11 protein-coding genes and 1 pseudogene are annotated in these 14003 nt (G+C 57.5%); 5 read left to right on the top strand and 7 right to left on the bottom strand.

All coding sequences use genetic code 11. The features are described from left to right. Window positions 1-15 precede the first annotated feature (15 nt). Both V6093_RS04930 and V6093_RS04925 read left to right on the top strand, forming a co-directional pair. Window positions 16-429 carry a VOC family protein gene (locus V6093_RS04930; RefSeq protein WP_014756856.1) on the top strand — a complete coding sequence of 138 codons (414 nt, stop codon included), beginning with the start codon at window positions 16-18 and terminating at the stop codon, window positions 427-429. Between the two features lie 158 nt (window positions 430-587). After that, the gene (locus V6093_RS04925) at window positions 588-1904 is read left to right on the top strand and encodes a cation:dicarboxylate symporter family transporter (RefSeq protein WP_047602659.1); all 1317 of its coding nucleotides are present in this window, start codon (window positions 588-590) and stop codon (window positions 1902-1904) included. Window positions 1905-2106: 202 nt separating this feature from the next. Here V6093_RS04925 and V6093_RS04920 read toward each other — a convergent pair whose 3' ends face one another. From V6093_RS04920 to folE2, 3 genes are all read right to left on the bottom strand, one after another. Next, entirely contained in the window at window positions 2107-2829 is a 723-nt protein-coding gene (locus V6093_RS04920) for a DUF4198 domain-containing protein (protein ID WP_004577556.1), read from the bottom strand. 14 nt (window positions 2830-2843) lie between these two features. Then, window positions 2844-4934, bottom strand: coding sequence for a TonB-dependent siderophore receptor (locus tag V6093_RS04915; protein ID WP_406669722.1), 2091 nt, complete (start codon window positions 4932-4934; stop codon window positions 2844-2846). Between the two features lie 306 nt (window positions 4935-5240). Further along, window positions 5241-6185, bottom strand: coding sequence for a GTP cyclohydrolase FolE2 (gene folE2, locus V6093_RS04910; RefSeq protein ID WP_265980319.1), 945 nt, complete (start codon window positions 6183-6185; stop codon window positions 5241-5243). A 353-nt stretch (window positions 6186-6538) separates the two neighbouring features. On the opposite strand from folE2, the pseudogene V6093_RS04905 reads away from it, so the two are divergent. The 3 genes and pseudogenes from V6093_RS04905 to V6093_RS04895 all read left to right on the top strand — a co-directional run. Continuing rightward, window positions 6539-6972 (top strand): annotated as a pseudogene (locus V6093_RS04905) (TerC family protein); the annotation flags it as partial. Between the two features lie 323 nt (window positions 6973-7295). Further along, window positions 7296-7709 carry an alternative ribosome rescue aminoacyl-tRNA hydrolase ArfB gene (arfB, locus tag V6093_RS04900; protein WP_004374860.1) on the top strand — a complete coding sequence of 138 codons (414 nt, stop codon included), beginning with the start codon at window positions 7296-7298 and terminating at the stop codon, window positions 7707-7709. A 258-nt stretch (window positions 7710-7967) separates the two neighbouring features. After that, window positions 7968-8330, top strand: coding sequence for a histone-like nucleoid-structuring protein, MvaT/MvaU family (locus V6093_RS04895; RefSeq protein WP_004374858.1), 363 nt, complete (start codon window positions 7968-7970; stop codon window positions 8328-8330). 223 nt (window positions 8331-8553) lie between these two features. Here V6093_RS04895 and V6093_RS04890 read toward each other — a convergent pair whose 3' ends face one another. From V6093_RS04890 to V6093_RS04875, 4 genes are all read right to left on the bottom strand, one after another. Continuing rightward, window positions 8554-9462: an amino acid ABC transporter substrate-binding protein gene (locus tag V6093_RS04890; RefSeq protein WP_332731927.1), complete on the bottom strand. Its 909-nt coding sequence runs from the start codon at window positions 9460-9462 to the stop codon at window positions 8554-8556. A 48-nt stretch (window positions 9463-9510) separates the two neighbouring features. After that, window positions 9511-10851 (bottom strand): putrescine-ornithine antiporter, encoded by a 1341-nt coding sequence (potE, locus tag V6093_RS04885; RefSeq protein WP_004374854.1) that lies wholly within the window; start codon window positions 10849-10851, stop codon window positions 9511-9513. 384 nt (window positions 10852-11235) lie between these two features. Next, window positions 11236-12348 (bottom strand): hypothetical protein, encoded by a 1113-nt coding sequence (locus V6093_RS04880; protein WP_406669721.1) that lies wholly within the window; start codon window positions 12346-12348, stop codon window positions 11236-11238. 86 nt (window positions 12349-12434) lie between these two features. Then, window positions 12435-13850: a DUF2252 domain-containing protein gene (locus V6093_RS04875; protein WP_217427663.1), complete on the bottom strand. Its 1416-nt coding sequence runs from the start codon at window positions 13848-13850 to the stop codon at window positions 12435-12437. Window positions 13851-14003: the final 153 nt, after the last annotated feature.

Below are 14003 nucleotides of genomic sequence, written 5' to 3'. Positions count from 1 at the left end.
GCAAAGAGGTTAGTTATGAAATCGTTATTTCATGTTTCGTACCACGTCACAGATCTCGAAACGTCTCGTAACTTCTACGGTAACATTCTCGGCTGCAAAGAAGGCCGTGCGAGTGAAACTTATGTGGATTACGATTTCTTCGGTCATCAGATTTCGCTTCACAAAGGTGTTCCTTTTCCAACTACCCGTACCGGTAAAGTCGGCGACCATGAAGTGCTGATGCCGCATATCGGCTTGGTGCTGCATCTGGATGACTGGTTCGCGATGGCAGACCGCCTGGCGCTTCATGGCGTGCAGTTCGACATACCGCCGGTTGTACGATTCCCGGGCCAACCTGGGGAGCAGCGAACGATGTTTTTCCTGGACCCCAGTGGCAACCCGATCGAGATCAAAGGGTTCAAGGACTTTGAAGGTGTATTTGCCAGCTGATTGGCATAAACCTTCGGGACGCGCCTCCCGCTTTGTCTGCGTGAGATAAGAGGCGTGTATCGATGAGTGGCCACTCAATAAAAATAACAGGCTCCAACGATGTGTTTGGCATTTTTGCCGGCCAATGTACAGTCCAAATTATAATAACTGGAGGACGTATGGCGAAGACTAGTCTGGTGACTAGAATTATTGTAGGTCTTGTGCTCGGGGTTGTAGTGGGGGCACTTCTCAATTTCTTTCCCGAGTATAAAGCCTGGATAATCAGCAGTTTTTTGCAACCCGTCGGCGATATTTTCATCAAGATGATGAAGATGATTGTCATACCCCTTGTATTCGCGTGCATGGTCGGCGCGATTGCAGGCAATGGTGATAGCAAGGCGATAGGGCGGGTAGGGGTGAAAGCCTTGTTCTACTTCTTTGTCGTGACCAGCATCGCAATTGTGTGTGGCCTGCTGGTTGGCAATCTTGCGCAGCCAGGCGTAGGTGCCAACTTGACGACGCTGACAAACACCCAATCGCTCTCGCTTCCCTCTACCTCGGAGAGCACAGGGTTTGCTCAAGTCATCCTCAATATCATCCCGGACAATATCGTCGGTGCAATGGCGCAAGGAAAGCTGTTGCCTGTCCTGTTCTTCTCGGTCATGTTCGGCTTTGGGCTAAGTGCTCTGGACAAAGAGAAGAAAATGCCGTTGATCGCGGTAGTCAATGCCATTTCCGCGACGATGTTCAAGGTGACGCATATCGTGATGCACTACTCACCCATCGGGATCTTTGGCCTGATCGGCGTGACGGTAGCCAACTTCGGGCTTTCCGCGTTGCTGCCTCTGGCAAAACTGATTGCCGTCACCTACGTCGCGGTCATTCTGTTCGGCGTGGTCGTGCTGGGCGGCATCGCGAAGGTTGCAGGGATCAACATCTTCGACCTGATCAAGGCGATCAAGGATGAGTTGATCCTGGCGTTCAGTACTGCCGCCTCGGCGACTGTCATGCCCCAGCTGATTGAAAAGGTCGAGGCCTACGGTGCGCCGCGTTCGATTGCTACGTTGGTTATTCCTACGGGTTATTCCTTCAATCTGGATGGCGCATCGCTGTTCGTGGGCATCGGCACGCTGTTCATCGCGCAGCTGTATGAAATTCCCCTGAGCTTGGCTGACCAGGTGATGCTGATCATCATCATGGTGCTGACCTCCAAGGGCGCAGCCGGCGTCCCGGGTGCCATGTTCGTGATCTTGACCGCTACGCTGACCAGTGCCGGTCTGCCGGTGGAAGGTATTGCATTCATCGCCGGAGTCTATCGCTTGATGGACATGCCGATCACGGCGCTGAATGTCTTGGGCAACGCACTGGCGCCTCTGGTTGTGGCGAAGTGGGAGAACCAATACCGGATGCCTGCTGCCCCGGTGGTAGCGCCCGAGGAGCGCCCGCAAGTGTTGACCTCTTCAATTAGCGCTGGGAGCTCGGCAAACGCGACCTAGTGTGTTCATCGACATGATCGCCCTGCATGTGATGCAAGTGCCCATCATGCAGGTAATCGACATGCCCATCGTGTTCGATTGCCGTGTGGCCGCAGCTGGGCTTGTGCCAATGGTCATGGTGCGGATGCTGGTTGCAGGCACTCATTCCGAACGCCTCCAACTGCCATACCTCGGCCGTCACGGCCGAGGTAGGTCGCTTATGTTACTCGTGGTGCGGCTCACCCAGGAACGTCAGTGAACTGAACAGGCTCTGCTGGGCCACGGGGCTGCCGTCTGCCATTGGCAGGGTAGCCTGGGCCGCGATGATGTTGAGTCCTTCATTGCGTACGGTGATACGTGCCCGCCCTTGCTTGTCGGTGGTGGCGCTGACCTGATGAGGGGCGCCCCGGTAATCGCCCTGCAGCGGGATATCCGCAGCCGGATTGCCATCGAGCAGTACCTGCACTTCCAGCGTCTTGCCTGGCCCGACTTGCACAGGGTCGCTCAGGGGGATAATCGCCAAACGCAGCATGTCCAGTTTCGGCAAGCGAGCGCCGCGCTGGTAGATTGCCAGGCTGTACTTCAAGCTGTGGGTGGAGGCGATCGCATCCTTGACGTGGGTGCGATCCTGATTGACCCATTGCCTGTCCGGGCGCTGCGACCAAGGCCCGTTGTCCAGCAGCACGGCAAGTGCCGCAGGCGGGGTAAGTGGTTGCAGCACGGCATGATCCGCCAGGCGCCTGACCGTGACCGGGACCATGTTCCCGGCCGCGTCGAACGCCCAGGCGCGCTTGATCTTTTCCGCCTTGTAGGCGTTATCCTCGGCGCCGTGGCCGTACACGGCCTCGATATTGCCACGTCGCTCCTCGGTCCACAGACCGTGGGCGCCTGCGTTGACGCTGACCATCAGGGTCAACAGGGAAGCGACTTTCAACGATGGATGCATGATGGTTCCTCGGTTCAAAGGCTCAGGGTCAGGCTTACACTGAAGTTGCGTGGCTCCCCGGGCAGCACCCAAGCGCTGTTGTACGAGCGTTCGTAGTACTTGCGGTCGAACAGGTTGTTGAGGTTAAGGCCGACGGTGACCTGTTCGCTGGCTTTGTAGTGCGCCAGCAGGTCGACCGTGCTGTAGGCGTCCAGGGTGAAGTCGCTGCCGGCCTGGCCGGAGCGTTCGCCGACGTAGTTCACCGCTGCGCCCACATCCGAGCCGCGCAGGGCACCGTCCTGGAATTCGTACACACCCATCAGGCTGCCGCTGTTACGGGCGATGCCGAGCAAGTCGCTGCCTTTGGGCAGGGCTGCGTCGCCTTTGGTGACCTCGGCGTCGATGTAGGCGTAGGCGCCGATCACTCGCAACGCGTCGGTCAGCTGGCCGCTGAACTGCAGGTCCAGGCCTTGGCTGCGCGCTTCGCCCGCCGCCACGCTCTCGCCAAGGGCGTCGGTGGTGATGACGTTCTCCTTGTCGATATGGAACAGGGCGATGGTCGCGCCCAGGCGGCTGTCGAGAAGGTCGAGCTTGACCCCGGTCTCGTAACCCAAGCCCTTTTCAGGCTTGTACACCTGGCCCTGGGTGCCGATGGTGTTGGGTTTGAACGAAGTGGATGCGTTGGCGAACACGCCGACTTGCGGGGTCAGTTGGTACAACACCCCGATGCGCGGTGTGGCAACGTCCTTTTCCTGGCTGTTGCTGAGACCCGTGGTGCGGTTCTGCGAGGTCTGTTCGAAGCGCTCCAGGCGTACGCCCAGCAACCCGCGCAGGCGCTCGGTGAAAGCGATCTGGTCTTGCAGGTTGATCGCGTAGCTTTCAGTGTGCTCGAAGAAGTCGTTGGCACGGGTGATGGCCGGCTTCGGCTTGCCGTATACCGGGTTGTAGATATCCAGCCCATACGCTGCGGAGGTGGCGCTTTGCGGGTACTTCTGGCTGTTGCGGTAGTTTTCGTACTCCAGCCCGACCAGGGTCTGATGCTGCCAGCCACCCAGCTCGAACTGCCCGTGCAGCTCGGCCTGGGTGATGTTGTCGTTCCATTCGAAGTCGCGTTCGCGATAGAAGCGCGTGATGGTGGTGCCCACCAGGGCCTGGGGTTCGGAGCTGTTGCCCTTGAGCGTACCCTGGGTGTAGTGGTTGGCCAGGCGCAGCGTCCAGTTGTCGTTGAGCACGTGTTCCAGCGCCACGTCGAGGGTCTGGTTGTCGTTGCGGATCTCGCCGTCATTCGGCTCGCCAAGGAAGGTCGAGCGCTTGACCGACCCCATTTCGCCGTTGACCGCCGGAATGCCGCGGTCGAACACCGACTCGGTTCGGGAGAACTCGGTGTCGATCATCAGTCGGGTGTCGGGTGACAGTTGCCAGCTCAGGGAGGGGCTGACGATACGGCGCTCGCTGCCGACATGATCGCGGAAGCTGTCGTTGTCTTCGACGGCGAGGTTGATCCGGCCCAGCAGATTCCCCTCGCTGTCCAGCGGCGAGTTGGCGTCCAGGGCGGTGCGGTAGCGGTCCCAGCTGCCTGCGCTGAGCGTGAGCGTACTGAAGGCTTCGGCCTGGGGGCGCTTGGTGACGATGTTGACTAGCCCGCCAGGGTCGCCACGGCCGTACAGGCTGGCAGCCGGGCCTTTGAGCACTTCGATGCGTTCGATGTTCGACGTGTCAGGCGCGCTGTAGCTGCCGCGGTTGATGGCGAAACCGTTCTTGTACAGCTCGCCCGTGGTGAAGCCGCGCACACTGTAGTTGAGGAAAGTCAGGCCGCCGAAGTTGTTCTGCCGCGACACGCCGCCAGCAAAGTCAAGGGCGCGGTCGATGCGGGTTGTGTTGAGGTCCTTGATCACCTGCGCGGGCACGACGTCGATACTCTGCGGTGTGTCGCGCAGGTCGGTATCGGTGCGAGTGGCGGTGGCAGAGCGGTTGGCACGATAGCCTTGCACCGGCCCGTCGGCGCGTTCTTCGAGGTAGGCGTCGGTGATGGAGGTTTCGTTCAGCAGCAAGGGTTGTGCCGCTGAAATCGGCTGGCCGAACAAGCCCAGCGTCAGGCCGGCCAGAAGGGGTGCACGAGGGTCCACGTAAAGTCTCCGTTTTTCACGCTATAACGTTGCATTTTTGGTACGTCCTGACTTGGGCACTGTCCACGAGCTCGAAGGGGATCGACGGATACACCATCAGGCGCCACGGTGTGGGCTGTGCAGGCTGCACTCGATGCCAACATCGAGCCGCGCCCTGCTTCGGGCGGTGCTGCATCACAGATGACAAGAAACCCTTGCGAGTAGAGCGGCCCGTCTTGCGTCAGGCCTGACAAATGAATCCTGATGAGAAAATGTTCATGTGTTGGGATGCGCATGTTATTAGATGTAATAACGTAACACCAGTGGTTAACGCTCATTACCGGTTGCAAATGATTCTTGTTGGTCAGGCCCAGATGCCTGCGGGGCGGACCAGGCCGAGGCATCGTGCGGGTGCAGGCTTTCCAGGTGGCGAACGTGCACTTGGCTATCGCGGTAACCCTGCAGGCTTACCTGAATACGCCGCGCAGCATCCTCGACAAACATCAGGTTCTGCCCGTTGAGTGCCGCGAAAGCCTGTTCGTCAGCCCGTTTCACGGCGGTCTGAACCGGCGTGCGCAAGGCGCCTTCGACTTGGTCGATCAGGCCCAGCAACCCGAGATTAGGGGCATCGGCAGGCACCGCGACGCGCACCCGAGCTTCGCTGCGCTGGCTATGCGGCGTCGCCAGCGACGCATTGCTGCGCAGCCACTGCGCGACGGCGCTGGCTTCGAGCAGCGGCTGGTCCTTGAAGGTTCGCAGGAAGCCGTCCTCAATCAATTGTCGGGAGAGAGCGGCCGAGCACGGGCAGGTCGAAGAGTAGCCGATCCTGACCTCGATACTCAGGTTCAGTGCCCCGCCGACCTTCGTGGCGAGCACGTGAACCGGGTACGACTTCCAGCCAGAGAGGCCCTCGGTCACCAGCGCAGGGCGGCGAACCAACAAGTCGAAATCCAGGCGCAACCTGGCATTGCGGCTATCGCAATCCTGATGGCTGTCGATCATCTCCTGCAACAGCGCAAAGAGACTTGCCGGCGACACCGCCGCAGCCTGCCCCCAGGCGTCCAGCAGGCGATACAGCCTGGACATGTGAATGCCTTTGACGTGCGGTGCCGGCAGGTCGACCTGGACATCCGCACGGGCGTGTAGCTCGTGCTGGTAGGTCGCTTCTTCGATCCTTACCGGTAGGTCGATACCCTGCATGCCGACCCATTGCAACGGGCTTAGGCTGGGGGCCAGGTCGGTGACGGAAACGTCGGGTAATGCTGAGCTCATCATGTCTATCCAGTGGTGGGAGCCTTGCACGTAGCAGCAAGGGGTATGAATCAGTTCCAGCCGGGGAAGGGGTTGGTCAGCTTCATCCAGCCTTCCGTTCCCTGGGCCCGGTTCGCAGGCGAGCCAGAGGTAAGGCTTAATGTGGTTAGTTATAACATAACATTAAGGTCAGATTGCAAATCATGTCCGTGCTCTTGAGCAGGCAGAGGCAGGAAGCCGCTTCGCCTGTGGCTGCTGGAGTGGGAGAAAACTGCTGGACAAGATCGACGCTGGCCTGGACCGCGTTGCCCGGGGCGAGCTGAAACGTAGTCGCTCGGGCAATTTCCATGTGCAGGAATGTCACACAATACCTGCGCATCACCAAGGAATTGCACGGTCAACGCTTTGTGGTTCGCTGCCTGACGTGTCAGGGAAAAGAACGCTATGGGTGACGCCACTATTCCTTGCACTTGTCCTGATTGAATGTGCAGATTTAGTGTTTGCTGTTGACAGCGTGCCTGCAATTTTTGCAATCACGCAGGATCCGTTCATCGTTTATACGTCGAACATCTTTGCAATTCTCGGCTTGCGCGCGCTCTATTTTGCATTGGCTGCGATGATCAGTCGCTTTGTTTACCTTAAGTACGCGCTGGCTCTGGTGCTTGTCTTTATCGGCGCGAAAATCTTCCTTCATGGCGTTGTGGGTAAAGTACCAGTCGAAATATCGTTGAGCGTTACCATCGGCCTTCTGATTGGCGGCATGTTGCTTTCGCTTTGGAAAACCCGAGCGTCCGCTAACGCTCATTGAATGATTACGGCCGTTGACCGGCAGGACAAGGACACGCTCCGTAAGCATGGCATCGTGGCCTGCGCGTCCAATTACGAATGCCATGGGGACTCGTCCGAGTGGGTGATGACAGTGGCCGAGGCAATGCAGTAACGATCGCCTCTTGGGCCTTCACACTCGGTCAGTTGTCCCCGCAGGTTCAGTTTGTACGCGCTGGCCTAGCGCTCAGGTGCAGCTTTCTGCGTGGCGGCGCTCACGATGACCCTGAACGGACAGAGCATTATGTGTTGTCCTATGGGACAGCGGCGCAGTCTGTGATAATGGGGAATGAAAAGGGCCCTATCATGTTGACCATCTCCAATAACGTGCATCTGCCGGATGCCGAAATCGAACTCACCTACATCCGCGCGCAAGGCGCGGGCGGGCAAAATGTCAACAAGGTATCCAGCGCCGTGCACCTGCGCTTCGACATCCCGTCTTCATCGTTGCCCGAGTTTTACAAGGCGCGGCTGCTGGCGCTGCGTGACAGTCGTATCACCGGCGACGGCGTATTGATCATCAAGGGCCAGCAGTACCGCACACAGGAGCAGAACCGCGCGGACGCTTTGGCGCGTCTTGCCGAGTTGATCATCAACGCTGGCAAGACCGATAAGAAACGTCGCCCCACCAAGCCGACCCTGGGCTCCAAGACCCGCCGCCTCGAAGGAAAAGCCAGGCGCAGCGCTGTCAAGGCGGGTCGGGGGAGGGTGGAGTTCTAGGCTCTGTCAGTTGCGGTAGTCGTAATGTCGGCTGAGTGGGCCATGCAGCGCTGGCGCGTGTCAGCGTAGATAACTTTCTACTCGCCAAGGTCAGGCTGGAGGGTTTCAAATTCAGGCATCTCTAAATGAGACATTGGCGGTGTGGCGCTTGCACTGCAACAGGAAAGTGGAGCAGGTGGCCCCGATTTTCATTTCGGTTTGAATTTAAACTGCGTTAGGATGTTCTAAAGGTCACCTGTCCAACTTCGGAGTATCCCCATGTCGCGTCTGGCAGAATTTAGACAACTTGAGCAAAAATTGGCCGCCCAGTTGGCCGAACTGGAGGCCATGAAAGGCAGCCGTGAGCTTCAGAAAGAAATCGAGTTTGAGACCAAATTGCGCGATCTGCTGGGCCAATATGGCTATAGCCTTCGTGACATCATCAACCTTCTGGATCCACAGGCCAGTCGCCGTGCCGCACCTGCTGCCGCAGAGAAAGCACCTCGTCGCGCTCGTCAGGTTAAGCAGTACAAGAACCCGCACAACGGCGAGATCATCGAGACCAAAGGTGGCAACCACAAACTGCTGAAGGAGTGGAAGGCTCAATATGGATCTGATGTGGTCGAGTCTTGGGTTTCCTAAGTTCGATCAAAGACGCAAAAAAAGAAACGACCTCAGAGGCCGTTTCTTTTGCCCGTGGATTGGCAGGCTGTATCCCATGGTTTCCTCGACACTTGCCACGCTCAGGAAATGGCGTTTCTCCTAGTGACCTGCGGCCAAGGTTAGCGTCTGTATGAAAAGCCTTGCGACGGCTTTTCATACAGCGCCTGGAAGGCTGCTTGCAGACGGCCTGTAGTGATTGATGTCACTCGGGCAACGCATACACCCTGAACAATTTCTTCACGATATCGTTGGTCCCTCCCAAGTATTTGTCGTAGTCCTTTTCAATGGAGCCCGAACGATAGGCTTCGCTCAAGGCCGTATCGACCAGCAGGCGGAAGTCGTCGTCATTGCGCTCCACCATCATCGCCACCGGCGAGTACTCGAATATGCGGTCCAGGAGCATCAGGTTTTTGGGAGCCCCTTCCTTGGCTATTTCGTTTTTCAGCAACATGCGCTCGGCAAAGAACGCGTCCGCCTTGCCGTCGGCGACCAGCTTGATGCCCTCATCGTTGTTGGCCACGGTAACCAGTGAAGCGATTACACCAAGTAGGCGCATCCTTTCGCGAATCCAGTCTTCGGTTACACCGCCCTCAATGGTGGCGTATGTGTGGTTGGCCAGACCGCTGTTGATGCTTGCTCGCCAGGTCGGTCCGCTATTGGCGACTTTGCCATTGAGTACATTAAGCAGCGATTCGGGGGCATCCTTGCGCACCACGACAGAGAGACCGGCGGTGTAGATCGGTATGGCGTAACTGATCGTCTTGCGCCGTTCCAGAGTGGGCGGAGTCGGCGTGCAGAGAATATCGACTTTCCCTTGGCTCACCGCACTGACCTGCTCGTAAACCGTAACCGGCTGGTAGCGCACTTGCAGGTTCGGCAGGCCAAGTTCGCGCTTGAGCTTGTCTGCAACTTTAAGGCACTGCTCGATGGCATAGCCGCTGGCTTTGTCGCCTTCCTGCGTGCTGAAGGGGGCCAGGTCTGGCAGGTAGCCCATGGTGAAGCTGTGGCTGCTGCGCACGCGTTCAAGTGTGGAGGCACTGGCCATCAAAGGCAGCGTCAAAAACGCCAGAGCGAGCAAAAAACGGGTGGTTTTGATAAAGGGTACGTTCATGTCCGGTTTCCCCGTATGCAGATGTCTGTGCAGTCCTGGCTGCCGCGCCTAAGGATTGCCGGCCCCGGCCTGTTCGGCTGGCAGCGTGTCGGTGAAACGCTTGGCGAGGAAACCGTAGAGCAGGTAACCGAAGGCCAGTACCAGGGTGCCGCCCATCACCGCATCCTTGCCGCAGGCATACAGGGCATACAAGGAGTACGTCACCGCAACCAGCAGCACTACCAGGTTGCGCGCGTAGATCGTCGTTGAGACACCGGCCTTGTACATGATGACCAGCAGACCGGTCAGCGCGGTTAAATATGGGATGAGGTTAGTCACCGCCGCCAGGTTGACCAGCTTGCTGAACTGGGCGGCGGCATCCGGTGAAATGGTCGACAGGGCCATCAAGGTTTGCAGCACGCCACAGACGATCATGCCGACGACAGGGGCGTTCATGGCGTTGACCTTGCTGAAGAACTTGAGGAACAGGTTCTGGTCGGCGGTCATCTTGGCAGTTTGCGCCAAGGTAAATTGCCACCCCAGCAGCGAGCCGACACACGCCATGACCGCCAGGGCCATGACGATATGGCCTACCAATGGATTGAACATCGTGGCGTAGACCAGCGCGAAGGGGGCCGTGGACTTGGCCAGATCGGCATTGGGAATGATGCCCTGGATGACGGTGGTCGACAGTATATAGACACCGGCAGCTCCCAAGGTACCGAACAGGCAGGCCAGCGGCACGTTGCGCTTGGGGTTTTCCACGGCATCGGTGGCTTGGGCCGCCGACTCCATGCCCAGGAACGCCCACAGGGTCAGAGGAATGGCTTTGGCGATGGACTCGGAAATCGGCAGATCGTTAGGGTTCCAGGCGGCGACCAGTACATCGGGCTTGAACCAGAACCAGCCGATGATGCAAAGGCCCGCTACCGGAATGATCACGCCCCAGACCGTGAAAGCACCGATCTTGCCGGTGATGCCGGGGCCGCCGAAGTTGGCGAAGGTGGTCAGCCAGATTAGCCCGATGGTGCCTATGCACAACGGGATGGCACCACTACCCAGCCAGGGCAAGAAAGCGGTCATGTAGCCCACCGCAGAGATGGCCACGGCTACGTTGGCGATGGCCAGAGACAGGAAGTACAGGTACGAGCAGAGGAAAAAACCCGACTTCGCGTGAGCCTCTTCGGTGTAGGCGGACAACCCGCCAGAGCGTGAGCAGAAGACGCCGCACTGGGCAAAACAATAAGCGATGGCCATCGAGCCGATTGCCGTGAAAAGCCACGACAACAGCGAGACGGCACCCAGTTGAGCCATGTTGGTAGGCAACATGATGATCCCCGAACCCATCATGTTGACTGTCACCAGCGTCGTGAGCCCGACCAGGCTCATTTTTTTGCTTGAATCAGCCATCGCAAACTCCTTGCCGCGTTCAATGTTTTGAACCTTGGTCCGGCAACGTGCAACGCGTGGCCGAATAGGGGGCTAATGCTCAATGCTTGACTACGTAAACTCTGCAGGGTGGGCGCACCTGGCAGTCTCGCTTGATCTTGACAGCAGGTTGGCAGGTTCAAAGCCCGGGAAAGGGCCATCGAACAGTGCTATCGCCAACAGGTAATCGACGATGGATTGCTTACGGCGGGTACTCCGTGGCGGTGCGGCGTTGCGTCGTTATCAGCGTGAACTCGATTAACCGTTAACAATTGATAAAGATCAATGATCCTTGCCTATTTCACTTCGTCCAACCGGCAGCGCCTTTGATATGACCTTGGCGGGTTATGGATAATGACTGTCACATCAGTTAGCGGGTACGGTGATCACAGGGGCTTGCGGCGCCACGCCTGTTTCGGCAAGAGAGAACAGTACCAGTATGAACAAAAACTCCGATTTGGATTTCATGTCGTGGTCGTCGATCCAAAACCAATAGTCGCGATAGTGCACAGCAGCATAGGCATCAGCGGGTCGCTCTTCGCTCGAATGGATGCGAACCAGAGGATCGTCCCACGGACTGGGATGATCGGGCACGGGAGGCATGGGGTTTGCTCGCCCATCTTGCAAATGCGCGGCAGGGGCCTCGATCGTCGCGGCGAGTTCCAAAAAGATTTCTGACATGGAGCGTGTCAGGAGCGCAATCTCGGTATCGCTCCTGGATACCATACCGAAAGTAAGTGTCAGTTCATCCTTGTCGGGCCGCAAGTGAAGAATCTTTCGTACGGTACGGCGATCCTTCTCCACATCATCGGGGATGTCACGTTCGATCATGAGCACTTCGCTTCTTTCGTTGGCGCGGGTACTGACTCTTACACCTAGCGATTCCGAACGCTGTATCCGCCTTAGCGCATCCAATAGCTCATAGAAACGTGGATCTGCGGCACGCAAGCGTGTAGGCGATACCGATCGATTGTACACACCATTCGCTGCTCGGACGGTCAATTGCAGCACGCGGTCGACCGGGTAGCCTGCCTGAATAAGCGAAAAAACGGCCTCAGGAGATAAGGGTTGCAACAAGTAGCGTGAGAACCGTTCCCCGGAAAGCGGTGTATAGCTGATTGTTGGACGATCTGTGTAAACGCCGGATGCGCCTATGGCCTGACTGCTACCGTCGTTGGGCCATCCCGAAAGCCAGCCTGCTGCGAGGTTGACCTGACTTTGTATGGCGCTGGAGCTGATCACCGAAGAGACTTCCAGATACACCGGTGCATCGGCGTAGCGCAACTTGACGATATTGAGCAGTGTCTGTTCTTTCCAGGTCGTGGCAATCACTGTGCCGTAGTCTGTGCGATCGCGCTGTATCGAGGTCGGCCCCAGCGTACCGCAGCCTCCGACGCAGCACGCCGTGGCGATCAGTACCAACAGGCGGATACGGTACGGTAGGTGCGTGATCTTCGGCACTGAGGTCTGGTGATCCATAGTGTTGCCTCATGACGCATTTTTTGTGGGCCTCAGGTAATGGCATTCAGCGCGTTCGGTTAAGGCAACAGCACGGGACGGCAGTGTCAGTCTTCTTCTCTCAATGCTTTGATCCGTCCGGATTTTTCTGCGGCTACCAACGCGGCATAGTCTTTTGCATTTTGCTTTGCATAGGTCATGACAAATTTGCCGATGGCCTGATCGAAGGAGTCCGACTTACCCAAATAGCCGCTAATCAGTGCCGCATCCCCGGATTTTGCATGGGCACGCGCGAGTGTACGACCGCATAGCTCGGCGTACAGCTTCATTTGTGTGGTCGTTGCGCCTTCGATCGGCGCAGACATTTTCATGTCTCGCAACTGCCGCACAAAGAAATGGCGGCCTTTTTGGCCTTGCGTCCAGCCCAGAAAAATGTCGCTGGAAGACTGCATCAGCCGCTGCCCTGTGACAATGCGTTGCCCCTGGTTCTCGTACTCGCTTTTTCCCGCGTAAGGCCCCAACACGGAAGGACACGCTTCCTTGAATTGCAGAAGCAGGGGGTGGTTCTCCGCGGAAAAGAACAGGCCGACAAAACAATAGGTGCCGACGCTCCCTATTCCGACGGCTTTGACGGCAAAGTCTTCGAGACGGTACCGATCAAACAGTATGCGGCGTTCATGGGGTAGCGATAATCGATAGTCTTGCAGTGCCGCATGCACCCGTTTATCAAAGTCCTTTTCATAGATATGAAACAGAACAGGGGGTTGATCGATCAGGCGTCGACGGCCCGCCACTTCACTGCTGATCATGGGATAAAGGTAATCGCCGACTCGAACCTTGGCTTTTTCTATCAATTGCTCACGGTTTTTTTTGATTTTGGCATTGGGGGCCATATCGATGATCGTTTGTGCATCCAGGTGGTCATACCAGACTTCCAGCGGGCTCAATTTCGAAAGCTCGCGTAGACGTTCCCGGTAAGCTTTAACGGATTTGACGGCGATCGCGTGGGCATCTTTTTCGCTGAGCCTGTTATCTGCAGCCGCGACGGCGAAGCTGATCGCCAGGCGTTTGACATCCCACTCCCAGGGGGCGGGAAGGGTTTCGTCGAAATCATTGATGTCAAAAATCAGATTGCGCTCGGGTGTCGCGAACAGTCCGAAGTTCAACAGGTGACAATCACCGCACGCCTGTACCCGAATGCCGGTGTTGGGGAGGCTGGCCAAGTCATGAACCATCAATCCCGCAGAACCGCGCAAGAAGGTGAAGGGGCTGCGCAACATGCGTCCATAGCGCACGGGCACTAGACTGGGGAGTCTATATCGATTGGACGCTTCAAGGAGATCGATAGGGTTACGATGCTTGCGCGGTGGTTTCCACACTGCGTGAGATGAGTGTGGCAGGCTCTCGCGTATCCGCTCTCCTGCGTTCAGGCGTTCTTTTCGCGAGCGAAAAGTCGGCTCGTAAATTCCGAACTTTGGTTCTCGAGCCGCACCCTGGACGGATTTCTTCTTACTGGGAGACATTTCCACTCCTTTACTCAACGAAGTCGAAGTTGTTCAGGAGCAAGATCGCGTTATGGTTCGGTCCCATCACAAAAGCGTAGCAGCCTGCCCCTGAGCTGCGTGGATGCTCCGCTTGGAAAACCGCACATTTCATAGCCTTGGCGGGAGCGTTTT

The organism is Pseudomonas putida group bacterium ESBL64, assembly GCF_045277175.1.
Classification (GTDB): Bacteria; Pseudomonadota; Gammaproteobacteria; order Pseudomonadales; family Pseudomonadaceae; genus Aquipseudomonas; species Aquipseudomonas alloputida.
Note: the sequence above shows the minus strand (reverse complement) of the source record. Positions and strands in the feature narration are given on the sequence as shown.